General features: G+C 34.8%; 25 protein-coding genes. 11 read left to right on the forward strand and 14 right to left on the reverse strand.

What is annotated here, in order from left to right; genetic code table 11:
* The first annotated feature begins 3 nt into the window (after positions 1–3).
* The 7 genes from CW752_RS03220 to CW752_RS03250 all read left to right on the forward strand — a co-directional run bounded on the left by CW752_RS03220 (position 4) and on the right by CW752_RS03250 (position 6278).
* Complete coding sequence (locus CW752_RS03220; protein ID WP_101238351.1) at positions 4–1305, forward strand: hypothetical protein; 1302 nt, start codon at positions 4–6, stop codon at positions 1303–1305.
* Between the two features lie 227 nt (positions 1306–1532).
* The gene (locus CW752_RS03225; protein ID WP_101238352.1) at positions 1533–2516 is read left to right on the forward strand and encodes a heme-binding domain-containing protein; all 984 of its coding nucleotides are present in this window, start codon (positions 1533–1535) and stop codon (positions 2514–2516) included.
* Positions 2513–2956 (forward strand): hypothetical protein, encoded by a 444-nt coding sequence (locus CW752_RS03230; protein ID WP_101238353.1) that lies wholly within the window; start codon positions 2513–2515, stop codon positions 2954–2956. Before CW752_RS03225 ends, CW752_RS03230 begins: the two co-directional genes overlap by 4 nt.
* 79 nt (positions 2957–3035) lie before the next feature.
* Complete coding sequence (locus CW752_RS03235; RefSeq protein ID WP_101238354.1) at positions 3036–4049, forward strand: sensor histidine kinase; 1014 nt, start codon at positions 3036–3038, stop codon at positions 4047–4049.
* Positions 4030–4788, forward strand: coding sequence for a LytR/AlgR family response regulator transcription factor (locus CW752_RS03240; RefSeq protein WP_101238355.1), 759 nt, complete (start codon positions 4030–4032; stop codon positions 4786–4788). The genes CW752_RS03235 and CW752_RS03240 overlap by 20 nt, the downstream gene beginning before the upstream one ends.
* Positions 4789–5059: 271 nt before the next feature.
* On the forward strand, positions 5060–5836 hold the full coding sequence (locus tag CW752_RS03245) for a DUF1223 domain-containing protein (protein WP_101238356.1): 777 nt from the start codon (positions 5060–5062) through the stop codon (positions 5834–5836).
* Positions 5837–5873: 37 nt separating this feature from the next.
* Positions 5874–6278 carry a DoxX family protein gene (locus CW752_RS03250; protein WP_101238357.1) on the forward strand — a complete coding sequence of 135 codons (405 nt, stop codon included), beginning with the start codon at positions 5874–5876 and terminating at the stop codon, positions 6276–6278.
* Positions 6279–6436: 158 nt separating this feature from the next.
* On the opposite strand, the gene CW752_RS03255 is transcribed toward CW752_RS03250, so the two are convergent.
* The 4 genes from CW752_RS03255 to CW752_RS03270 all read right to left on the reverse strand — a co-directional run bounded on the left by CW752_RS03255 (position 6437) and on the right by CW752_RS03270 (position 10291).
* Positions 6437–7429: an MBL fold metallo-hydrolase gene (locus CW752_RS03255; protein ID WP_101238358.1), complete on the reverse strand. Its 993-nt coding sequence runs from the start codon at positions 7427–7429 to the stop codon at positions 6437–6439.
* An 83-nt stretch (positions 7430–7512) separates the two neighbouring features.
* A complete protein-coding gene (locus tag CW752_RS03260; protein WP_101238359.1) occupies positions 7513–8514 on the reverse strand; it encodes an aldo/keto reductase in 1002 nt (333 codons plus the stop codon).
* Positions 8515–8601: 87 nt separating this feature from the next.
* The gene (locus tag CW752_RS03265; protein WP_101238360.1) at positions 8602–9507 is read right to left on the reverse strand and encodes a helix-turn-helix domain-containing protein; all 906 of its coding nucleotides are present in this window, start codon (positions 9505–9507) and stop codon (positions 8602–8604) included.
* Positions 9508–9826: 319 nt separating this feature from the next.
* Entirely contained in the window at positions 9827–10291 is a 465-nt protein-coding gene (locus CW752_RS03270; RefSeq protein ID WP_101238361.1) for a hypothetical protein, read from the reverse strand.
* 420 nt (positions 10292–10711) lie between these two features.
* Here CW752_RS03270 and CW752_RS03275 point away from each other — a divergent pair, with 420 nt between their 5' ends.
* A complete protein-coding gene (locus CW752_RS03275; protein ID WP_101238362.1) occupies positions 10712–10999 on the forward strand; it encodes a GNAT family N-acetyltransferase in 288 nt (95 codons plus the stop codon).
* Here the strand turns inward: CW752_RS03275 and CW752_RS03280 are convergent, their stop codons facing one another.
* Positions 11000–12094: an MBL fold metallo-hydrolase gene (locus CW752_RS03280; RefSeq protein WP_101238363.1), complete on the reverse strand. Its 1095-nt coding sequence runs from the start codon at positions 12092–12094 to the stop codon at positions 11000–11002.
* Between the two features lie 176 nt (positions 12095–12270).
* Here CW752_RS03280 and CW752_RS03285 point away from each other — a divergent pair, with 176 nt between their 5' ends.
* Positions 12271–13803: a S41 family peptidase gene (locus tag CW752_RS03285; protein ID WP_101238364.1), complete on the forward strand. Its 1533-nt coding sequence runs from the start codon at positions 12271–12273 to the stop codon at positions 13801–13803.
* A 229-nt stretch (positions 13804–14032) separates the two neighbouring features.
* Here CW752_RS03285 and CW752_RS03290 read toward each other — a convergent pair whose 3' ends face one another.
* The 3 genes from CW752_RS03290 to CW752_RS03300 all read right to left on the reverse strand — a co-directional run bounded on the left by CW752_RS03290 (position 14033) and on the right by CW752_RS03300 (position 17150).
* Positions 14033–14848, reverse strand: coding sequence for a hypothetical protein (locus CW752_RS03290; protein WP_101238365.1), 816 nt, complete (start codon positions 14846–14848; stop codon positions 14033–14035).
* Between the two features lie 4 nt (positions 14849–14852).
* The gene (locus CW752_RS03295; RefSeq protein ID WP_101238366.1) at positions 14853–15368 is read right to left on the reverse strand and encodes an RNA polymerase sigma factor; all 516 of its coding nucleotides are present in this window, start codon (positions 15366–15368) and stop codon (positions 14853–14855) included.
* A gap of 153 nt (positions 15369–15521) precedes the next feature.
* Positions 15522–17150 carry an NADP-dependent glyceraldehyde-3-phosphate dehydrogenase gene (locus tag CW752_RS03300; protein WP_101238367.1) on the reverse strand — a complete coding sequence of 543 codons (1629 nt, stop codon included), beginning with the start codon at positions 17148–17150 and terminating at the stop codon, positions 15522–15524.
* A gap of 163 nt (positions 17151–17313) precedes the next feature.
* On the opposite strand from CW752_RS03300, the gene tpx reads away from it, so the two are divergent.
* Positions 17314–17886, forward strand: a complete 573-nt coding sequence (gene tpx, locus CW752_RS03305) for a thiol peroxidase (protein ID WP_101238368.1) — start codon at positions 17314–17316, stop codon at positions 17884–17886.
* Positions 17887–17941: 55 nt separating this feature from the next.
* Here the strand turns inward: tpx and CW752_RS03310 are convergent, their stop codons facing one another.
* The 4 genes from CW752_RS03310 to CW752_RS03325 form a co-directional block, all read right to left on the reverse strand.
* Positions 17942–18532: a hypothetical protein gene (locus tag CW752_RS03310; RefSeq protein ID WP_101238369.1), complete on the reverse strand. Its 591-nt coding sequence runs from the start codon at positions 18530–18532 to the stop codon at positions 17942–17944.
* A 145-nt stretch (positions 18533–18677) separates the two neighbouring features.
* The gene (locus CW752_RS03315) at positions 18678–19433 is read right to left on the reverse strand and encodes an MBL fold metallo-hydrolase (RefSeq protein ID WP_133121646.1); all 756 of its coding nucleotides are present in this window, start codon (positions 19431–19433) and stop codon (positions 18678–18680) included.
* A gap of 210 nt (positions 19434–19643) precedes the next feature.
* On the reverse strand, positions 19644–20204 hold the full coding sequence (locus CW752_RS03320; protein ID WP_101238371.1) for a Crp/Fnr family transcriptional regulator: 561 nt from the start codon (positions 20202–20204) through the stop codon (positions 19644–19646).
* Complete coding sequence (locus CW752_RS03325; protein ID WP_101238372.1) at positions 20205–22190, reverse strand: urocanate hydratase; 1986 nt, start codon at positions 22188–22190, stop codon at positions 20205–20207.
* A 262-nt stretch (positions 22191–22452) separates the two neighbouring features.
* On the opposite strand from CW752_RS03325, the gene CW752_RS03330 reads away from it, so the two are divergent.
* On the forward strand, positions 22453–22890 hold the full coding sequence (locus tag CW752_RS03330) for an endonuclease domain-containing protein (RefSeq protein ID WP_101238373.1): 438 nt from the start codon (positions 22453–22455) through the stop codon (positions 22888–22890).
* A 115-nt stretch (positions 22891–23005) separates the two neighbouring features.
* Here CW752_RS03330 and CW752_RS03335 read toward each other — a convergent pair whose 3' ends face one another.
* Positions 23006–23299 carry a hypothetical protein gene (locus tag CW752_RS03335; protein WP_101238374.1) on the reverse strand — a complete coding sequence of 98 codons (294 nt, stop codon included), beginning with the start codon at positions 23297–23299 and terminating at the stop codon, positions 23006–23008.
* 227 nt (positions 23300–23526) lie between these two features.
* The coding region (locus tag CW752_RS03340) for a protein-L-isoaspartate O-methyltransferase family protein (RefSeq protein WP_101238375.1) at positions 23527–24001 on the reverse strand (475 nt) is incomplete at its 5' end.

Below are 24001 nucleotides of genomic sequence, written 5' to 3' on the forward strand. Positions count from 1 at the left end.
TTTATGAAAAAAACTTTAATCGTATTATTTGCTTATTTCTCAATATTTTCATGTAGCAGCTCAAACGATGATATTACGGAGGTGGTAACACCTCCTGTTATAGAAAATAAAATCAATCTGACCTCAAATTACAATGATACCACTGAAACAGTAACCTTAAAATGGACTCTTAGCGGAAATAATACTTATAATTATTATAAAATTGTAAGAAGTGATTCTCAAAATGGAGTACAAACAGAAGTTGGCAACAGTAACAGTAACTCTAATCAGTTTATGTTCACATCAGTTGTCCCATTTAGTCCTTATTTAGAATACCAGATTATAGGTATTAAGCCTAATGGCGAAGAGGTTAGAAGTAACACTATAAAAATAGAAAGAGCTGATATTAAATCACTTAATCTTAAAGTTTTTGATGCTCAATTTGATAAAAATTCCGGAAAGCTATATCTTTTAGACACAAACGGAAAAGTTACTCTTTATGATGTAAATACAGGCTCTGTTACGCATCAGATCAATACTAATGCTACTTTAGGCTACTCTGACCTTGGTATTTATAATGGTAATGTAGAATTATACGTTCCCAGAAATGATGGTTGGGTAGATATCTATGATGGTAATGACCTGACATTAAAAGATCAGGTGAGTTTCGGAATGCCGCTAATAAGTACTATTTATCACAATGGTAAGCTGTATGGTTCTTCTTCGAGCACCAGCAGTTCCAGCGTTATTAAATCAGTTGACAGAGCAACTAAAGTTATGGTTTCTCAATCACCTCAACTTTATTATAATAGTGGAAGGATGAAAAAAACTGTAGGAGCTTCTTCTATACAATTGTATACCATAACACAGAATATTTCACCTATAGATATGGATCTTTATAATTTTGATCTTAATGGTAATTACATTAGCCACCAGGACGATTCTTATCATGGAGACCACCCTCTTAACTATAGGATATTTGAAGCATTTCCTGATGGAAGAATCATTACAGCAAGTTCAGGATCGGTATATAACTCTCAAATGATTTACCAAAATGATCTACCTTCCGGAAACTCTAAGCTTTCAAGTTTTGATTTTGACAGCAACAGTATTATTGCAGGAAGTACAAGTAAAACAATTGAGTTTTATAACATCAATTCTTATATGAAAACGAAAACAATCAATACAAAAAAATATCCTTATAAAGTATTTAATTACAACAATAAGGTGATTTGTATAAGTTCAGTTACTCCACTCAGCGTTCAGGATTATGATTATTCTGGAATAATTCCTGAAAATATAATAATCGAAATTTTTGACAAATAATCATAAACCTCTCCTTAGTGAGAGGTTTTTATTTGCATAATTTACTGTGCCCTATTTCCCAATCCTATGCGAACGGGAGATCCAGAGCAATATGTATCAGTTTTTTTCACTTTCAATTTCACCGGATAAAATTCCTGATTTACCCTTCAGTTTGTCCGGTTTACCTTTTTTTACATTTCAACACAGTGTCGATCCGTCTACTTTTGAGCCAGAAAATAAAACTCATTATGGATACTGTAAAGAAAAAAAGAAATCCCATTGCCATAGCTTTTCTAGCTATACTGGGAATCTTCGGAGGTTTACAACTCTGCAACAAACCTTTGGAAGGAAAACCTGTAACTGGAAAAATAGAAGCTCCGAGGGAAGTTATTTCTATTCTTGAAAACTCATGTTTCAACTGTCATTCCAACCAGCAGAATCTGAGTTGGTATGATAAAATTGCCCCTATTTCATGGGCAGTAGACAAAGATGTAAAAAGAGCGAGAGAAGTTTTAAACTTTTCAGAATGGGATAAACTTTCCCCTGCTGAGCATAAAGGAAAAATGTATGCTATTCTGAATATGATGCAAAGCGGAAAAATGCCTCTTCATGAATATACAATTCTGCACCCTTCCGCTAAAATCACGGCAAAAGATGTGGAAGTTATAAAAAAATACACACTTTCTCTAGCAGGTACACTGCCAGCAATAAAAGCCTCAAATAATATTCATGAAGCCACTGCAACTCTGCCTGCTTCCTCTCATTCAAAATCCCCCGTTTCTCCTAATGGTGTTAAATATACCGATGATTTTAAAAATTGGAAAGTAATCAGTATGAGTACTCTTTTTGATAATTCCATCCGTGTCATTTATGGAAATGATATTGCTGTAAAAGCAGTGGAAACAGAAAACTTTCATCCTTGGCCTGACGGAAGTGTTATCGTAAAATCTGTATGGAATCAAAAGGAATTATCCAACGGAGAAATCAGGCCCGGAAAATTTATCAATGCACAATTTATGGTAAAAGACTCCAAGCAATATAAAGATACTGAAGGTTGGGGATTCGCGAAGTTTTCAGGAGAAGACCTTCACCCAACCGGAAAGACTGCATCTTTCGCCAAAGAATCATGCATCGCATGTCACAGGCAGCTGGCAGAGAAAACAGGATATCTGTTTGATGTTCCAATGAAAGTAAATACTCAAAGATTAATCAAAAACCTACAGAAAAAATGAAAAATACAATCCTTGTCTTATTGGTAAGCCTTGTTTCTCTTATCGCCTGCAACAAAGAAAATAATGATACAAATAACAGACTTTCAAGAGTTGTTTTTGACCCGGGAAATCTCAAATTCATTTCCAATTCTTTAAATCCCAGGAAGGAAACAATGTCTGCTTTATATGGAAATGCAAAAGCATTGGAATCCTTATCAAAGGAAAGCCAGACACCTGAAACAGGTGCTGTTATGAAACTCGTCACCTGGAAATACCATGATAATCCTCAATATATTGGAGGAACAATTACCGGAGAGCTGGTAAGTATTGAAATTGTTCAGGCTGATCATCTTGGAAATATATCTTATAGTATAAAAAATGATCCGGCACAGAATAGTTCTCCTAATAAAGAAGAAAGAATACAATATTTTATGAGTTACCACCCTGTAAGCAGACCGTAATAAAAATTATGGTTTTACTATTTATCATAATATTTTTAATAAAAAACATTAATTTAACGTTTTCAAATCAGTTGATTTCATGCAAAAGCAAAAAATAACAATCTCACCAGCTATTATCTGGATAAGCTCTATTTTTCTTGGAGTGTTATCTTCTGTACCTCAGCTAGCTTCTCATGCATTCAACTGGAAAGAAGCGGTAGTAAATTCAGCGATTACAGCTGCTTTCTCCATCATTATGTGGTATCTCAATATTTATATGCTGAACCGTACGGGAAAACGCCGACAGCATATTTCTTATTCAAGATTGATGGTGATACTGGTTTTTGGGATGGTGATTATGTTTGGACTGGCATGGATACAGCAGCTGATTCTTTCACATATTAATTTCGGTCCGGTGATGCTGATGGTGGAAGTAAGAGGGATTCTCATTAACCTGGTGTGCTATATGTTTCTTACTTTGCTTCAAAACAATTATACAGGACAGCAAATACAGCTTGAACTGGAAAAGGTAAAAAGTGATAATCTGGGAGCTCAGTATGAATTATTAAAGCAACAAATCAATCCACATTTTCTTTTCAATAGTCTGAACACTTTAAAGTTAATGGCTGAAACCCATGATGAAGAAACGGTTGATTTTATTGTAAAGCTTTCTGATTTTTACCGGTTTACACTGGAAAGCAGAAAACTTGATCTGATCAGTGTTCAGGAAGAAATGAAAATAGTAGATGCCTATCTTTTTCTTCAGAAAGCACGTTTTGGAGAAGGAATTAAGTTTACCAACGACCTTGGAAAAGAAATTAATATAACCCTTATTCCTCCATTCACCCTTCAGCTTTTGGTCGAGAACTGCATCAAGCACAATATTGTATCACAAAGTAAACCTTTACACATCAAAATCTATGATACTGATGACGAAATTGTGATTGAAAACCCTATACAGAAGAAACTAAATACAGAAGATTCATTGGGAGTAGGGCTTGACAATATCAAAATGCGTTACAAACACTTGCTGGAAAAGGATATCAACATTAACTCAGATGAGAAAACTTTTCAGATAAAACTACCATTAATTCATGAATATAATCATTATTGAAGATGAATTCAGGGCCGCAAAATCCCTTCAGAATTTACTATCAGACTTAAAACCGGACTCAAAGATTCTGGGCATTTATGACAGTATTGAAACAAGCATTGAAGGCTTAAAGGATATCAAACCTGACCTTATCTTTATGGATATCCAGCTTTCGGACGGGCTTTCCTTTGAAATTTTTAAATCGGTGGAGATTACCTGTCCTGTGGTTTTCTGTACGGCATTTGATCAGTATATGCTGGATGCTTTTAAAAGCCAGGGTGTTGATTATGTTTTAAAACCTTTTTCAAAGGAAGACATTGCTGAAGCTCTGAGAAAGGTTGATGAGCTAAAAAAATTCTTTCAGAAAAATGACCTTCCCAATCTTGAAACGTTGATACAAAAGATCAACCAACCTTCCGGTAAAAGTAGTTTCCTGGTTTTTAAAAATCAGAAATATACCACCATTCCTACTGAAGACATTGCCTATTTCTATATTCATAATGAAATCACTCATCTGGTAACGTTTACCAAGGAACAGTTTCCCCTTACCCAGCCTTTAGGACAAGTATTGGAGCTGGTTTCAGACAAACATTTCTTTAGGATCAACAGGCAATATATTGTCAATTTTAAAGCCATTAAAGAAATGGAACATTATTTTCAGCGTAAAATACTGGTAAAACTCACGATTGAAACTCCTGAAAAACTTCTTATCAACAAAGAGAAAACCCATAGTTTTTTCACTTGGCTTGAAGATAGGTAATGGAGTCAATCAATTTGAGGCTGAGAGCTGGAAGTACTTGAAGTCTATAGAAGTTTTTAAAAATAAATTATAACCCTGATTGATATGATCGGGGTTTTCTTTTTCTATCATCTCCTCAGCACTCCTAAAACTAAAACTCCGGCTTCTAGTTTTTCAGTCAAAAAAATTCCCCCTCCTAATTTCAGGATTCACCTTTTGATTTGTCCGGCTGACCCTTTTTTGTATTCTTTTGTGATTGTGGAGTATCTACTTTTGAATCAAATTAAAAGACATGATACTAAAAAACTTAATTACAGTAAGCGCTTTCACAGCATTGCTATTTGCTACTTCAGCATTTATTCATCAAAATAAAGATCAAAAAACGGTACAGCATCCAACTTCTGAAACCAATGGTTTTGCTGTTTTGGAGCTTTTCACTTCAGAAGGTTGTTCAAGTTGCCCACCGGCAGATGAACTAATGGGAAAAATTGAAAAAGAATATAAGGACGAACCAGTTTATCTTCTCTCCTATCATATTGATTACTGGAATCGTCTTGGATGGAAAGACCGGTTCAGTACTCCTGAAAGTTCACAGCGGCAACAGCAATACAGCCGTATTCTAAATTCGCAGGTATATACTCCACAACTGGTAGTGAACGGAAAAAAAGAATTTGTAGGTTCTGATGAAAATAACATCAAAAATGCGATTCAAAAGGCTCTGTTGACTTCGAAAAAAACAAACATAGAATTATCTGCAACTGCTTTTCAGAATAGCATAAAAGTTCAGTATAAAACAGCTTTCACCGATTCTAAGAACATGCTTCTCATTAATCTTGTTGAAAAACATTCTGCCACTCAGGTAGGAAAAGGTGAGAATGAAGGACGGCACCTGCATCACTGGCAAATTGTTCACCAACAAAACCAGATTTCATTAAACCCGCAACAGGAGGGAGTAACAATATTCAAAATTCCTGAGGAATTTTCTCTTGAAAACTGGGAGGTTGTAGCCTTTATTCAGAATGTAAAAACCGGAGAAATATTAGGATCGACAAAAACGACTTTCAAATAATTTTTAAGCAATCATAACAATAAAAAATAATACAACAATGAAAACAAAAACAACAAAAATCATCTATTGGTCAGGAGCTATTTTTATGTCACTATGGTTTGGAGCCAGCGGCTTCTTTGAACTGACCAAAAATCCCGTTGTCTGGGATATTACCCAACAACTTGGTTACCCACCACATTTCATTTATATTTTAGGGATTTTTAAAATATCCGGGATTTTAATTTTACTTTTCCCTAACAAACTGTTACGGTTAAAAGAATGGGTATTTGCAGGAATGTTTTTTGACATTATTTTCGCTTTCTTTTCCAAGATTGCAGTGCTTGGTTTCTCGGCTACAATAGATGCGATTATAACATTTATTGTACTTTCTATAACTTATATAATGTTCAGAAGACTGTATACTCCTAAATTGATATTCGGAGAGGTTTCGAATATCAAATAACATGTATTTTTTTTGAAAATCATAGATTTTCCTGTTCATATAATTCATAAAGTTGCATCCTATATTTTCCTGTTTAATATAGGATACAACTTTTTATTTCTTAAACAGCTACTCAGTCTTTCAGATTTTTGCTAATCTAAGATGAATGCGTTAATCTGTTAATTCATAAAGCTTTCCGGGATCCATTCAAAGGCTGTATCTTTTTTCCTTGTGAAACCTAATCCCGGCCAAGGTAAATGAGAAGCAAATGCTCTGTCTCTGGTATTGGCTAACTGATGAAGAAACTTTTTTCTTGAAGCCGCAGCGATATCCAAGTCGGTATCACCGGAGAATCCCCAATCGGGATGAGGAAACAGAATAACATCAGAGTGAATCAAATCTGCGATGTATATTAATTTTTCTTTACCTGATGTTATCGTCATTACCGTTAACCCTGGAGTATGTCCCGGAAACACCTGAAAACTGAAGTGATCATACAAGCCCTGGTTGAGATCATAGAATTTCAACTTTGGTTGAAGCGTTTTAAATATATTTTGAATCGCCGGAATAATCTGATTAAGAAATTCAGGTTGTTCTTTCAAAGCGCTATTATTAAAATCTTTAAGAGTTGCCTTATTCCAAAAATCATATTCTGCTTTTGAAATAAAGAAATTGGCATTAGGAAATATAAGATTATGCTGTTTATCTACTGTGCCGCCAATGTGATCAGGATGTGCATGAGAAATAAAGACATCCGTAATATCTTTTGCAGAAAATCCTGCTTTCTGAAGGCTTTTTAATAAAAAACCACTTTTTTCATCAGCAAAAATCCCTATACCTGTATCCAATAAAATTAGTTTATCTTTAGTTTTAACCAATAAAACATTAAATGCTAAATCAATATGCTCTTCAGAACGAAAATTATCTTTAAGAATTGCTTTCATCTGGGATACATTTCCTCTTGGAGCAAATGAACTTAAACTGTTTTCACGAAAATATCCATCAGTGAGCACAAATAAATCAAGCTCACCAAGCTTAATATGCTTATACCCTGAAAGATCATCTTCGATTTTTTTAGCTGTAGTTTTTGTTGTTGCTAATACATTAGAAAAAGGGATCATGCTTAATGTCCCTGCTAATAAACTATTCTTTAATAGTTCTCTTCTGTTCATAATTAAATTTTTAGTTTGGTTTTTATCAAATAAAAAAGCCGAGTTCCCATATAAAATTCAGGAACTCAGCTTCTCATAAGTTTTTAGTTATTGACTAATTTCATGGAGCCTTCACTATACCTTTCTCCTACATTAGGATATTTTTTCAGAATAGCATCAATTGTTTCTAAATCTGATTGGGAAAGATCAATATTAGCTGCAGCAATATTTTCTTCCAGATATTTGATTCGCTTGGTTCCAGGAATCGGAATGACATCGTCTCCTTGATTCAATACCCAGGCTAATGCCAATTGGGTTCCTTTTACTCCTTTAGAAGCTGCAAAATCGTTAATTTCTTTGGCTAATTTCGTATTGTTTTCCAAATATTCCTGCTGATAACGAGGTAATGATTTTCTAAAATCGTCGCTCCCAAAGTTCTGTACTTCATTAATATTGGCAAAAAGTCCTCTCGCTAGCGGTGAGTAAGGAACCAGTGAAATTCCAAGTTCTCTGATGGTTGGAAGAATCTCTTTTTCAATATCTTTGGTCAAAATAGAATATTCAGATTGTAAAGCGGCAATGGGATGAATCTCATTAGCTTTTCTGATAGATTCTGCAGATGCTTCTGAAAGCCCAATATACTTTACCTTTCCTGCTTTTACTAATTCAGCCATAGCTCCTACAGTTTCTTCTACCGGAACATTCGGATCAATTCTGTGTGCATAGTATAAATCAATTTCATCTATTTTTAATCGTTGGAGACTCAGATCTACCGCTTGCCTGATCCATTCCGGAGATCCGTCGAAATAAGTTCCCGGCGCCCCGCTATGGCTTGCTTTTTCACCTTTAAATCTGAATCCGAATTTTGTAGCAATAAAGATTTTATCTCTGTTCGGAACCAAAACTTTAGAAATTAATTTTTCGTTTTCACCATTGGCATACATATCTGCTGTATCCCAAAAGTTAACGCCTAAATCTAATGCCCTGTGTAAAGTATTGATACTTTCCTGCTCATCTGCCGGGCCATAAGCAAAGCTCATTCCCATACATCCTAAACCAATCGCAGATAGCTGCTCTCCAGTGTTTCCTAATTTTTTAAATTTCATGATGGATTTGATTTTAATTTTATAGGACAAAATTAGAACATCAGGAGTCCATCTATGATATATAATTCAAACTAAGAATTATAAAATTCAAACAAGGTTCAATCTAAGTGCATTGGGTGCTATTCCTGTTTGTTTTTTAAAGTAATTGGTAAAATAGGCCGGTTCTTCAAAGCCCAACCCATAGGCTATTTCCGCAATATTCCAATCTGTATGTTTTAATAGTGCATTAGCCTCCTGGATGATTCGTGCTGTAATCTGCTGGCTTGTTGTCTTCCCTGTAATCTCCTTTACAGAGCGATTTAACGAATTGACATGAATGGAAAGACTCTGGGCATAATCATTAGGGGTTTTTAATTTTAAAAATGCTTCCGGTGTATCGATAGGAAATTGTCTTTCCAGCAGTTCCATAAATAAAGAAGCAACCCTCTGAGAGGCATTATGATAAGGCTCAAAGCTTTCTGCAGGATTCATTTTCATTGTTTCATGGATCATCAGAAAAAGATAGGCTCGAAGCATATCGTATTTATGAACATAATCCGACTGAATCTCAGCCATCATTTTTATGTACATATCAGAAAGTAGTTTCTGCTGTTCTTCTTCTACAAAGAAAACCGGAGTGCCTCCTATCTTAAAAAGCGGAGAATCCTGAAGGTTTCCCAAGCGGCTGCCGTTCTGCAAAAATTCCTCTGTAAAAAGACAAAACCATCCTTTCTGATCTTCATCATCCGATTCCCATGCATACGGAACAATAGGATTTGAAAACAATAATGCCGGACGATCTACCTCAATCCACTTATTGGCATAATGAAGTCTTCCCTTTCCTATAATCAGCGAAATTTTATAATAATCCCTTCTGCTGTAAGGAGCTAGCGGAGAACAATATTCCCGTGAAAACACATTGAAATGTCCCATCCCATTCTGTCCGATACATTGTGGTCCCAGATTGGCAGCAGTTCGCTCATAAAAACCTTTTAATGATTCCTTAGATTCCATAATTCAAAATTATAAAATTCAAACAAATCAATAAGTATTAATTGTATTTAAATAAGAATAATTTTATAGAAATATTGATTGGGAATATTAATGGAGTTTGTTTTTAAGCTCTAAGTTTTGGCTAAAGCCAATGAGAATTTCTTATTTATTTGAGTGGACTAAAGTCCACTCCTATTGAATGATAGCTGTGAATTTTTTAATTTATTTAATCGTAGATACGCAAACGTCTAATAACAATATCATCCATCATTTATAATAAAAAAACAGCTGACAAAAACTGCCAGCTATTTAATAGTGAATATATATATTTGATAATGGTTTAATCCCAGTCATCATCACCATGATGGCCATGGTTACGATGCTTATATTGTTTTTTATAATACTTTTCTTGTTCTTTATAGTATTTTTCCTGTTGTTTACGGTATTTTTTAAAATCATTTTTATTTCTACCATAAATGATCACAGGATTTTGTCCTCTGTAATATCTTTTTTTGAAAACAATATACTTTTCTCTTCCCAGAATCCTCTCCAGCTCAGAATATCGATCACCTCTCCATCTGCCCGGCTCTACTACGTATACTCTATTCCAGGTATCGTAATCACGATATCTGTTATTGAGGGCATAGATCTGATTGGCTTGTGTTGTAGAAAGCAATAAATCTGCTACTACAGTTTGCCAGTTAACATCTGAGATACTTCTTCTATAATCATTATAATAGTCTGACTGTGCATAACTCAGGCTAAATGTCCCGATCAAAAATGCTGTCAACAATAACTTTTTCATTTCACTCCACTTTTAAATTAAACATCATGACATCCTCAATTAAAGTGCCAATTATTGATTACAATTGCCAATGTTTGTTAAAGAAAACCATAAACAACTGATTACATGTGAATTATTTTCTATCTTCATATAAATTTAATAGATTTTAATCACATTTAAAATCCATATAATTTTCTCTTTTTTTCTTAAACAGTATTCTTTAGACGGAATGTTTGAAAATTTAGAATTAAAAATAAATGCTCAATGGCAATATCTCTCTAAAATTTTCAATATTTTATCCCTTCTATCCTATTATATTATAAAATTCGTTAAGATTCATCAAAATCATTACTTCGTATTATTTTAATTTGTAATTTTAAAGAAGAGAATGTATTCCTAATCGTTTTCTGTAGAGTCATTAATCAACCAAATCTAAAAATTATGGAAAATATAAAATTTAAAGTATCTCCATATCAGGATGAATTGCAGTTACTCATTGACGGACAAAAAGCAGGTTATATGTCTATAGAGGTTGATGGAAGACTGCTGATTGTATACTATACTAAACTGGACGAAGAAAGAGAGGGAAAAGGATATGCCAAGCTATTATTGGATGAGTTGGTGCGCTATGCAGAGGAAAAAGATTTGCTTGTAGATCCCGAATGTGATTTTGTACGGCAACAATTTGAAAATCATCCCAGAAGATATAAAGACATCTGGCATGCCTGATCAGTCTTCCCACCAGGTTTTAAATTGCTGATCCGTTTGATTCAGCTTAACCACCTCTCCGATCATTGGAGTGAGGATGTGTAATCCTTTTTCTTTTCCGAGGCTTGTTATTTTTTGTAAAGGCTCATTCCAGGGATGAAGAGCCAATGCAAATTTTGAAGAATGCACAGGAATAATCTGTTTTGCATTCACCTCAATACTTGCCTGAATGACATCCTCAGGTAATGTGTGAATATATCTCCATGCATCACCATATTGCCCATTCTCAAGAATTGCATAATCGAAAGGGCCATATTTTTCTCCGATCATTTTAAAATGTGAATCATAACCACTGTCTCCTCCTAAAAAAATTTTCTTCGTAGAGGTTTCTAGAACATAAGAAGTCCAAAGTGTATCATTCTGCTTTAATCTTCTGCCTGAAAAATGTCTGGCCGGTGTGAAAGTAATTTTTATGTTGTTTTTCAATTCAACTTCAGTTCCCCATTCTTCTTCTATAAGCTGATTTTCTGTATACCCCCATCTTTCCAGATGTGCTCCTACTCCCAATGGAACGATTGCCATGCCTGTACGATCTTGAATAGATTCTACAGTAGGATAATCCAAATGATCAAAATGATCATGGGTAATCACCAAATAATCCAAATTGGGAATATCTTCCGGTTTAAAAATATCAGCTCCTTTAAATGCTTTATTAAAATATTTAAACGGAGAGCCATATAAACTCAATACCGGATCAATCAAAAAAGAAATTCCGTCAGTTTGTATGTAGTAGGATGAATGTCCCAACCAGATGAATACATCTGTATTTCTATCAATACTTCTCAAATCCGTATGAATAGAAGGAATAGCCTTCAAAGGTTTTAACAGTGGATCTTTTTTACCTAAAAAGAAATCATAGGTAACTTTTGACATTTTATATCCTTCGGCAATAGAAGGAGTATGATTGATATTTTGAAATTGTTTTTTCTTATAAAGTCGGGACTTTTTGATACGTTCCAATCGTTTTCCACCGGGTACTGCACCAAACGCTTTCATGTTGATTACAATAAAATAAGCAGCAACCAATATAGCTCCCATCGCAATAATCCAATACATCCTTTGTAAAAAATAATTTTCAAATGTATTGACTTTTGACTGTAAATGAAAATTTATAACCTATGACTGCTTTTTTTTAACTATATTTATAATGCCTTTGAAAAAAATTATCATTCATTTAAGTGAGGATTAATTTTAATCTTTTTATTTTAGCGGCTTAAAAACTCAAAAAGAAATTGAAAAATTATTCGGTAATATTTATTCTCGCTGCGCTTACATCCTGTGCCTCTATTAAAAAGCATAATGAACAGCGGGATTCATGTATTCCCCCGGAGCAATTGAAAGAAGATGTTGATTATGCTTATTCTAAGCTTCAACAAATGCACCCACAACTGTATTGGTATATTTCAAAACAGGAGCTGGATCATAAATTTGATAGTCTTAAACAGACCATCAAAGAACCTCTTACTCCTCTCCAATTTTATTTTAAGCTTCAGCCTGTTATTGCCGGTATCCGAGAAGGGCATCTTTCTCTAAGAATTCCAAGAAGAAAATTTACTAAAAAAGAGATTAAAAAATTAGAACATACGAAAGGACTGTTCAGCCGATTTGAATACTATATCAGTGACGATCATATGTATATTATTCAGAACAGGGATTCTATAGAAGGCATCAAACCCGGAACCGAAGTATTAAGCATCAATAATATTCCTGTTTCAGATTATATTAAAAAATACAAAAGCCTGATCAGCAGTGACGGTTACAATAATACTTTTCATCCTTATTTCTTAAAAGATTTATTCTTTAATTTTTATACTGCTGAGAATGGTCTTCCAAATACTGCAATGATTGAAACGGTATATAAAGGTGAAAAACATACATACAAATTGAGCAGAGAGTCTAAATCAGACACCGATCTTGAAAAAGATAAGGAGATGAAGAAACGTACTCTTGATAAAAAAGTTAATGATTATGTAGCTTCCAGCAATTCTTATAACAGAACATTTAAATTCTTAGATAAGGACAGCACTATTGCTTATATAAAAGTCAAAAGCTTTTCCAGAGAATATTCTGATGAATTTTATAAAAAAGCATTCTCTAAAATCAAAGATGCAAAATCACCCTACCTTATCATAGATGTCCGTAATAACTATGGAGGTTCATTGCAAGAAATTAATAATCTGTATTCTTATCTGGCAGATAAGCCTTTTACATTGATTAAACCCTCACAGGTTACCTCCAGAGGTACTCCTTTAAGAACCAATTATTTTAGGAAAAGTACTCCGCTGGAATATGCTTTTAAGAGTATTGCTTATCCGAGTTATTTTTTTGCTCAGGCTTTCAGTACTTATAAAAAAGATGGAAAAGTTTATTATAAAATGAAAGCTGACAAGCCGACAAAGCCCCATAAAGAAGCATTTAATGGAAAGGTATTTGTACTGATCAACGGTGGAAGTTTTTCTGCATCTTCAATCATTACAGCCAAGCTTAAAAATGATAAAAGAGCTACTCTTGTCGGAGAAGAAACCGGAGGAGCCAATGATGGAACTGTTGCAGGTTTTTATTCTTACCAAAAACTTCCCAACAGCCAGATCAGGTTTCCTATAGGTTTACTTCTTGTACAACCGAATATTGATTTTTCAGACACCAAAAAAGGAGTAGCTCCCGATGTTGTTATCAATGAAAGTATGCAGGATATTATCGACCAAAAAGATCCGCAACTGGACTGGATAAAAAATGAGATTGCAAAAGAAAAAGAAAATAAGTAGCATAGGTTTCGGCGGGCTTTCAGCCCGCCGAAACGCTTTTCCGTCATCCCATTAAAACAAAAAAACCGGCAGAATCTGCCGGGTCCTCATACATGTTTTTTTAAGGTCTACGCAATAGCTATTCTAGAATAGTATTTTGTATTTCGAAATAGTAATTTTTACAGTTAGTAGAAGAAAGTTCAAAATGTTACATTTCTTTTTACAAAAAAAGATAAAACTTCAGGATACTTTAATTCAATCTGTCTAAAGCTCTTTGAAGAGTAACTAAATCAATAAGGTTCAGTTTGACACCGATAATGATCAGAATCAACAATACCAATGTTAAAAATAAAATAATGGATATATACACAGAAACGAACCATATTACAGTATTCAGAATATTTCCTTTAATTCCCAGTTTATTCATAAAGAATTTCTGAGATCGTTCAAACCAGGTCCTTTTCTTTATTACTTTAGGTTTTACTTCTACTCCATTGAGATCATCCACCAGGTATGCAATATCTTCAATATATCGTCCATACATATAATAGACCCAATATTTTATCACAAACCAAACCAATAAAAGAGTAATCAGAAAACTAATCCCGAAAATAGCCAGGTTATACTCCATATCAAAATGGAAGTTAATTTTAATCAGGGATAGAAGAAAGGCAAGCGGGATATACGAAATATAGTAAGAAATATAAATTTCTTTTGAAATTAAAAGTTGTGTTTTAAGATTAAACAAATCGTAATTGGTATTGATACTGTTCTTTTGAAGCAACTTATATAGTTTAAGAAAACGGGAATAAAAGTAAATAATAAAGGTAATCGTCAGAATAGTAACAAATGTTGAAATTGTCTTAATATTAGAATCTGAAGAAGCAAACGGAAAACTTGTAAGCAACATAGGCAATGTTACTACCGTCAGCCAAAATTCTGTTTTCATATTGATTTTCAGCATTTGTAACGGGGAATGTATTTCACGCTGCTTTTCCAAAGAAATTTCAGGTGATTCTTGTCCATTATCTTTATTCCAAAGTTCTTTAAAGTTGTCTAACTCCATAGTCTTATCTTTTAAGTGAACCTGTTCGTTGTTTGGCAATGATCTCTTTCAGTTTTTCTTTTGCCCTCTTCAGTTTCACCCTTGCATTTACTTCCGTAATGCCTAATTGACGGGCAATTTCTTTTCCCGGAAAGTCTTCCAAAAAGAAAAAGATTAAAGCTCTATCGATAGAGTTCAGTTGATGAATCGCCTCATACATCAGCTTCATATTTTTATCATCTGTATCATTATAAGGCTCTTGCCGGGCACTTAATCCATCAATATTTTGATTCTGTATAAAACTACGTTTTTTTTCGCTTCGCAAGAATACAATCGCTGTGTTGAGAGCAGTTCTATACAGCCATGTTGAGAAATCGCTTCTCCTTTGAAAATCACCATATGATTTCCAGGCCTGGTAAATGATCTCCTGATAAAGATCATTTTGATCGTCCTTATTATCCATATACATTTTAGAGATCTTGAAAATAACACCTTTGTGCTTTTCAATTTTTTCTAAAAATTCTTTTTCCAGTAGAGACATGATTAACACTAAACCTGAGTAACATTTTACAAACATTACCTGATTAAAAACACAAAAAACTAAAATTCCAGGCATTAAGTTAAAAAAACCTTAAAAAACTAAGAAGTTTATTAAGGTTTTTTATTTTATGTTAAATGTTAATTAAGATCAGTACTAGAAAATATAATCTGTACTTAAGAAATTGGAATCATGTTCGCGAACAATTGTATTTAATAATTCCTTATTGGAGTCTGTAAGTTTTGCAGCCACCAATGATCTGATTGAAAATGAGCGAAGGGCATCAAAAACAGAGAGCGTTCCTTCTGCGCTGTCTTTTCTTCCCGTAAAAGGGAATACATCCGGACCTCTTTGTGCCTGACAATTGATATTGACACGACTTACAAGATTTACAAAGGGATCAATTAGTTTTGCTACTTCCCGCGGATCTTCACTGAAAATACTTACCTGCATTCCGTGGGAAGCGTTCACCTGGTATTCTATAGGCTCTTCAATATCTTCAAAAGGGACAACCGGAATCACCGGACCAAACTGTTCTTCGTGATATAACTTCATCTCACTGTTTACAGGGAAAACCACAGCAGGGAATACGAAAGATTCTTCTGTGTATCCTCCTTCTTTGTTTAGAACCGCTGCACCTTTTATCAATGCATCTTCAATACATTCTTTCAGATAAGGAGGCTTATTTACTTCCGGAAGTGGAGTCACCTTCACATCTTTTTCCCATGGCAGCCCTGCTTTTAAAGCAGAAACGACATCACTTAGCTTCTCTGTAAATGCCAAAGCAACTTCTTTCTGCACAAAGATCAGCTTTAATGCTGTACAACGTTGCCCGTTAAAGGAAAGTGCTCCTAAAATACATTCACTTACTGCGACATCCAGATTCGCATGTTTGGTAACAATAGCTGCATTTTTAGCATCAAGACTTAAAATAGCTCTTAAACGGTTAACCTTTGGATGTAATTTTTTCAAACCATTAGCTACCTTACTGGAACCGATAAAAGCCAGGACATTCACTTTCCCACTCTCCATAATCGGCGTGATAATTTCTGAACCTTTTCCGTAAAGTGTATTAACAGTTCCTTTCGGGAAAGCTTCTTTAAAAGCATTTAATAAAGGATAATGAGCAAGCACTCCATGTTTGGGAAGCTTAAATAAAATTGTATTTCCCATGATTAATGCGGGAATCAGTGTTGTAAAGATCTCATTCAAAGGATAATTGAAAGGGCCCATACTCAAAACCACTCCCAGTGGGGCTCTTCTGATCTGAGCAATTGTTCCTTCCGCTTGTTGAAAACGGGAAGATTCTCTATCCAGGTCCTTTAATGCATCAATAGTCTGGTTGATATAATCCACAGTACGGTCAAATTCTTTAGTTGAATCCGCTAATGTCTTTCCGATTTCCCACATCAGTAATTTAATGATCAGATCTCTTTGCTGAATCATCAGATATACAAACTTTTGCATACACTTTATTCTTCCTTCCACCGACATTGTTGGCCACTCTCCAAGGCCATTGTCATAAGCCTTTACACAAGCTTCAAGAACTTCCATGGCTTCTTTGGGTCCGATATTCGGGATGCTTCCTAATAGTTTACGTTCCAATCCGTTTTCTGTAGGAATACAAACCGGAGAGTAGATATTCTGAGTTTCTCCTTTCCATTCTACCAATTCTCCATTGAGAAGATATACCTTCTGATGAATCTCAGGAACTTTATATTCTTCGGGAATTTCATTTTCAGTTTTAAAAATATTTTGAAATGATCGACTGTTTACTGAATCCATATTTTTATGATTTAAATGTAAGATTTTGAAGAATAAAGGTAGCCGTAAAAATTGATTTTAGAAGTGATGATTTAATAGATTTCCTCTATTTTAAAAGCTCTTTGAATAAAATTAAGCCAGTTAACTAAAAAAAAGAATAATTTTGTTTAAAAATAAATTTTCAATGTTTTCAAAAATAGTTTTCAGTACATTATTCTTTTTATCGGCATTGGGCCTTGCTCAAAAAAACAAAACCCCTAATACTATTTTAATGAGAGGGGAACCTGTACATACCTATTCTCAATTACCAGTAGTAAATAAACCGGCCCCCAAGTTTGTTCTTACAGATGTGAATATGAATGATCAGTCCCTGGATTCTTACAAAGGGAGATATGTTATTCTTAATATTTTTCCAAGTGTTGACACTGGTGTATGCTCTGCATCTGTTCATCATTTTAATGAAGAGGCAGCTAACCTTCCCAATACGGTAGTTCTTTGTATTTCTAAAGACCTGCCTTTTGCCCAGAAAAGATTCTGCGGTGCTGAAGGAATCAACAATGTAGTTATGCTTTCAGATTTTCGTTCTGATTTCGGATGGAATTACGGAGTAGAAATGATAGATTCTTCCATGAAGGGACTTCTCAGCAGAGCGGTTATTGTCATTGATCCTTCCGGAAACATTATTTATGAAGAACAGGTACCTGATATATCACAGGAGCCCAATTATGAAGCGGCTATTAAGGCGGTGAAGATGTAAGCTTTTATGATTACAATATTTAAAGAGTTCCGGCGATCTTCGATCGCCGGAACTCCTATTTTTTAATCTTTCCTTTCTTTTTTGTCGTAAACACAACTACTCCATGTTGTCCTTCTTTTCCATATTGTTTTATGGATTCTTCTATCGAAAGGAATCGGGCACTTTCAACATTTTCCGGCTTTACTGTTGTCAGCTCTGCTTCAGAAATCTTTTTATCATCCATAATAAGTAAGGGTTTATTCTGTTGTCTTGAAACAGGAGCACCAATCCTGATCTCCACTTTATTTTTTCGGATGGTATCATTAACCACTGAAGAGGTCATATTGATTCCTCTTACCGCAACTGGCTGTTTTACCCTTTCAGGTTGAACTTCCTGAGCATTAGCAGTTGTTAAGGAACCTCCAATAGCCAATAACCCCAATGTCAGTTTACTGATCAATGAAAGCCCCAGGTTTCTATCCAACTGATCCTCTCTGAATCTTCCACACATATCCTCATCGGATTTATATGTATTGATAGGCTCTTCATCCGTACAATCTGTAAAGTCATGAACAGTTTTAGAGCATACAGAACAAAATTTTCCTTTTTCATCGGGTGTCATGGCATCCCAGTTTTCATGACAGGGTTTGGGTATGGTAATTTTCATAGTATCTTTTACTATAAAGATGCAGTGAGTTTTGGAAAGGTTGGAAGGAATAATTAAATAATGCAATAAGGTATATGAATTTCATTAAAAATCAGCGTCATCTGCGAAATCAGCGAGAGACAAAGTCTCTACACTAAAAATATAATCAAACCAACACCTCTCCATCCTTCAAAATAACATATTCCTGTCCCACTTCTTCTGACACTCTCTCCAAATCCTTCTCATCAAACTCCCGAGGAATATAAAATTTCTCATGCGCAAACAACCCATAATGTATAGGAACCAATTTTTTAGCATGTAATAAATGAGCCGCTGCAAAAGCTTCTTTCAAATTCAAGGAAGCCGGAACCGGGCTATATTCCAAACCTATAACTTCAAAATTAACGACAACACCATTTACCGGTAAAAATGCATAATCGATGTTTTCATTTTCTTTTCCCAGCTTCCAAAACTGGTTATGCCAGATGGTGTCCCCGCCGTGAAAAATCTTTGTATCCTGGTCTTCAACAATCCATGAAGACTGTATTTCTCCTACTCCATCCATGGCAAATACGGGTTTAAAAATGATCCCATTTTCAATGAAGGCTTCATCCAAATTCAGAACTACCATTTCAACATCTTCCACATACTTTCTGACAAATGCCTCCAATTCTGAATAAACAATCAATTTTCCATCTTTCTTCAAACACTTTTTAATAACACTTTTATCGAAATGATCTAAGTGCAAATGAGTAAACAGCATGTAATCTGCTTCTACCCAATCCGAAAATTGAATAAGATCTTCTACAGCATCCCCCAAAACAGGTTTGTAATAAGAAAAATCTTCTACAGCGTCTATTAAGATTGTTTTGCCTTGAGAAGTTAATTTTATCCCGGCCCAGTTTAATTTTTGTATTTCCATAATTTCTTTTTTCACAAAGGAAAAAACTTACGGAAGGCCAGTCAATAAACAAAAGATAATTAATGAAGGCGTTTTGAGGATGGAAGATGGGAGTGATTGAGATGATAGAATAACTATACCTCTCTTTTATTTGAAATGATTAGTCAATTTAATTATTAAACCTAAAGAAATCTGAAGACTGAGCGTAACTTCCAGCTTCCCTCTTTCAACTTACATCATTCTTTTTCTAATTCTGCTTAAGGAGATAGGAGTAATCCCAATATAGGAAGCTAAGTATTTTAACGGAATATTTTGAATATAATGCGGTTTACTCTTTAACAGGTATTCATAGAGATCCTGTGGAGTATTTTTAAGTAAAAGCATTTCCCTTTTCATTGCAGCACTCAATTTTCTGCTTAAATAATAGTTTTGCACGAAACGACATTCGGGATTAATGGCAAACATTTCTTTAACCTCTTCCATATCAATTTCCCAGGCCAATCCTTTTTCTATAGCCTCATAAATACCTTCCGATCCTTTTTCTCCTACGGTAAAAATATCTCCGGGGAAGTAAAAATCCGCACATATTTCTACCTCAACATCTGAGGTACCATTGATATAATATTTTCGGACCAGCCCATCCTCAACAAGATAGGCTTTATGATCCGAAAATATATTTTTCTTTGAAAATCTAACCTCAGCAAATTTTTCCCAAACAGGATCACCGTCATCTACGTTGAGATGTGAAAACAGCTTTTTATTAATATCTGCCAACGCTAAATCATTTATCAATTACAGTAAGTTTTCATCTACAAGGTTCGGAAGAGTCACTTTCAGATTAGGCTCCACTTCCATCGCTCTTTTAATGGCAAAAATAGCCCCTTCATTTCTGGCCCAGCTTCTTCTTGAAATCCCATTATTGACATCCCAGAAAAGCATAGATTTTAATCTTCTGTCTGCATCATCACTTCCATCCAACAACATTCCGAAACCTCCGTTGATAACTTCTCCCCAGCCTACTCCGCCTCCATTATGAATAGAAACCCATGTAGCGCCACGGAAACTATCGCCAATCACATTGTGAATCGCCATATCCGCCGTAAATCTTGAACCATCATAAATATTGGAAGTTTCTCTGTAAGGAGAATCTGTTCCTGATACATCATGGTGATCTCTACCCAATACTACCGGTCCGATTTCTCCATTTTTAATCGCTTTATTGAAAGCTTCAGCGATTTTCATTCTTCCTTCTGCATCTGCATAAAGAATTCTTGCTTGTGAACCTACAACAAGTTTATTTTCCTGAGCTCCTTTAATCCACTGGATATTATCTTTCATCTGTTGCTGAATTTCTTCAGGGGAGTTTTTAATCATCCCTTCCAGTATTGCACAAGCTATGTCATCCGTTTTTTGTAAGTCTTCAGGGTTTCCGCTTGTACATACCCAACGGAACGGCCCAAAACCATAATCGAAGCACATTGGTCCCATAATATCCTGAACATAACTCGGATATTTGAATTCTCTGCCTAATGTAGGATTATCTGCCATTACATCTGCCCCTGCCCTGGAAGCTTCCAGTAAAAAGGCATTTCCATAATCAAAGAAATAAGTCCCTTTTTTTGTATGTTTGTTGATAGCTGCCGCATGTCTTCTCAACGTCTCCTGAACTTTTTCTTTAAATAATTCAGGATCTTCAGCCATCATTGCATTAGATTCCTCAAAACTCTGTCCTACCGGATAATATCCTCCGGCCCAAGGATTGTGAAGAGATGTTTGATCTGACCCGATATCAATTCTTAAATCTTCCTGATCAAATTTCTCCCACACTTCTACGATATTTCCAAGATAAGCTAAAGAAACCGTTTCTTTATTCTGTTGGGCTTCTCTTACCCTCTTCACCAATTCATCTAGATTTTCGTGGATTTCATTCACCCACTTCTGGTCATGGCGGATTTTTGTAATTTTTGGATTCACCTCTGCACATACAGTAACACAACCTGCAATATTACCTGCTTTTGGCTGAGCCCCACTCATTCCTCCCAATCCTGAGGTTACGAAAAGACCTCCTTTTGGCTCTTTATTTATTTTCCTGAAAGCATTTAAAACCGTAATCGTTGTTCCGTGAACAATTCCTTGTGGACCGATGTACATATAACTTCCTGCCGTCATTTGGCCATATTGAGTCACTCCCAATGCATTAAACTTTTCCCAATCGTCCGGTTTTGAATAATTCGGGATCATCATTCCATTAGTCACCACGACCCTTGGAGCATCTTTATGTGACGGGAATAGCCCCATTGGATGGCCCGAATACATCACCAATGTCTGCTCATCAGACATTTCCGATAAATACTTCATTGTTAAAAGATATTGAGCCCAGTTAGAGAAGACAGCTCCATTCCCACCATAAGTAATCAACTCATGAGGATGCTGTGCTACTGCATAATCCAGGTTATTCTGAATCATCAGCATAATAGCTTTGGCCTGCTCGGATTTTCCGGGATAATCTGTGATTGGTCTCGCTTTCATTTCATAATCCGGACGAAAACGGTACATATAAATTCTTCCGTAATCATCCAGTTCCTGTTTAAATTCAGGAATTAATACTGCATGAAACTCAGGGTCAAAATAACGTAGCGCATTCTTTAATGCTAGTTTTTTCTCTTCTTCTCCTAAAATTTCTTTACGTTTCGGAGCATGGTTGATATTGGTATCATATGATTTAGGTTGTGGCAGTTGATGAGGTATCCCCTGCTGTATCTGTTCTTGAAATGTCATATTGCTATTTAAAGTTCTATGTTTAAACAATCTTTGAAGTTTTAAAGATATTCAAATTATGAAATATAGGCAAGTAGCTGTGAAAAGAGAAAAATGAAAAGTTGTAAGTAAAAAATTGAGGATTTAATTCATTTAGTATACCTGTAGAAAATTCAATTTTACTACTATATTTGAATAGATACACCTCAATTCTCCCTACTCCGGAGGGGTGTCTTTCAAAATTCTGCGAATTTTGAAAGACGGGGTGGTTAAATACACAATCATGAAAGAAATATTAACGATAATCAATAGCATTCCTATTCAAAGGAATTTTGTAGAAAACTTACCCTACAATCCCAGTTTAAAAATCTTATTAAAAGAAAAGCGCAAAGCCCATATTCTGGCTGAAGTAATCTTCTGGAAAAAAGTCCGTGCAAAGACTTTTCACAAAATTGATTTTGACAGACAAAAAATTATTGGAAATTATATTGTTGACTTTTATGTGAAAACTTTAGGGTTAATTATTGAAATTGATGGTTCAAGCCATAATGAAAAGCAAGTTTATGATGGGATAAGAGAAGAATATCTTGAATCTTTGGGACTGTTGGTTTTCAGAACCAGTGATTTTGATGTAAAGAATAATCTGAATGTAGTGATGAAAGAACTAGAGGATTTTATTGTATTGCACTATGGAACCACCCCGTCTTCAAAAATTTTTTAATTTTTGAATCCACCCCTCCAAAGGAGGGGAATTGCCTTTACCAAAAGTGGCCTTTATTTAAAATGAAAACCTTACTGAAAATCAATAAGGCTTGTATAATCTATTATATTAAAATTCAGGTTAAAACATCATCATTTTCTTCTTCATGATCATCGTTATTATCACTGAGGCTCCAATAATTATTTTCTTCATCTTCTTCTCCGATTTCCTCCATTTCATCATCCTCTTCTGATCCCGGGATATCTAAGCCTTTATCAATATTATCATCATCAAAGTCTTCATCTAAAATAGGATTTCCGTCTCCATCCAACGAAATATGTTTTTCTCTTTTGAAGATATCTTCGTTAGGATTATAATCCATTTGCTCCAACTTTTTATTTTGTTCATTTATATTTTTTTCTGGTGCCATGATATTTAGGTTTTAGGTTGATATAATGAGAACAAAAATAATTCCAAGTTATTATGAATGATGACAATAAACTTTAGAGTTTGCACAATGTAATCTCTTTTCACCTTTTCAGGAAAGTAACATTGTTTTCTGCAGCGAGTTTAGCCATTCTATTTTAGGCTTCAATTCTTTTATTGCCAAAAAACTTTTGTCACTTTTATGATACAATATGCTCGTAAAATTAATTCTTATTGATTGGTACTTCCCAACATGGGAACAAATTTGTAGGCCCCGAATTCTTCTTTTTCAAATTCCGTAGGACCTATTTTGGTAAATCTGAATAATACTTGTTCATCTGTTGGCCCTAACGGAATGACCATTTTCCCTCCAATATTCAGTTGTTTTAACAATTCTGTTGGTAAGGTTGAAGCACCACAGGTAACGATAATTTTATCGAAAGGAGCAAAGGTAGGAAGTCCAGCAAATCCATCTCCGAAACTTTGAAATTTTGGAAATAAATGAAGCTCTCTTAATTTCTTTTTAGAAAAATCAAATAGATCTTTTTGCCTTTCAACGGTGTATACATGGGCTTTCATGGCCAATAAAACGGCTGTCTGATATCCACATCCGGTTCCGATTTCCAATACTTTTTCACCTGGTTTTACCTGTAAAAGTTCAGATTGTTCCGCCACCGTAGAAGGATGAGAAATAGTTTGGTGGGCC

Origin of the sequence: Chryseobacterium sp. PMSZPI (genome assembly GCF_002835665.1) — a bacterium.
Lineage (GTDB): Bacteria > Bacteroidota > Bacteroidia > Flavobacteriales > Weeksellaceae > Chryseobacterium.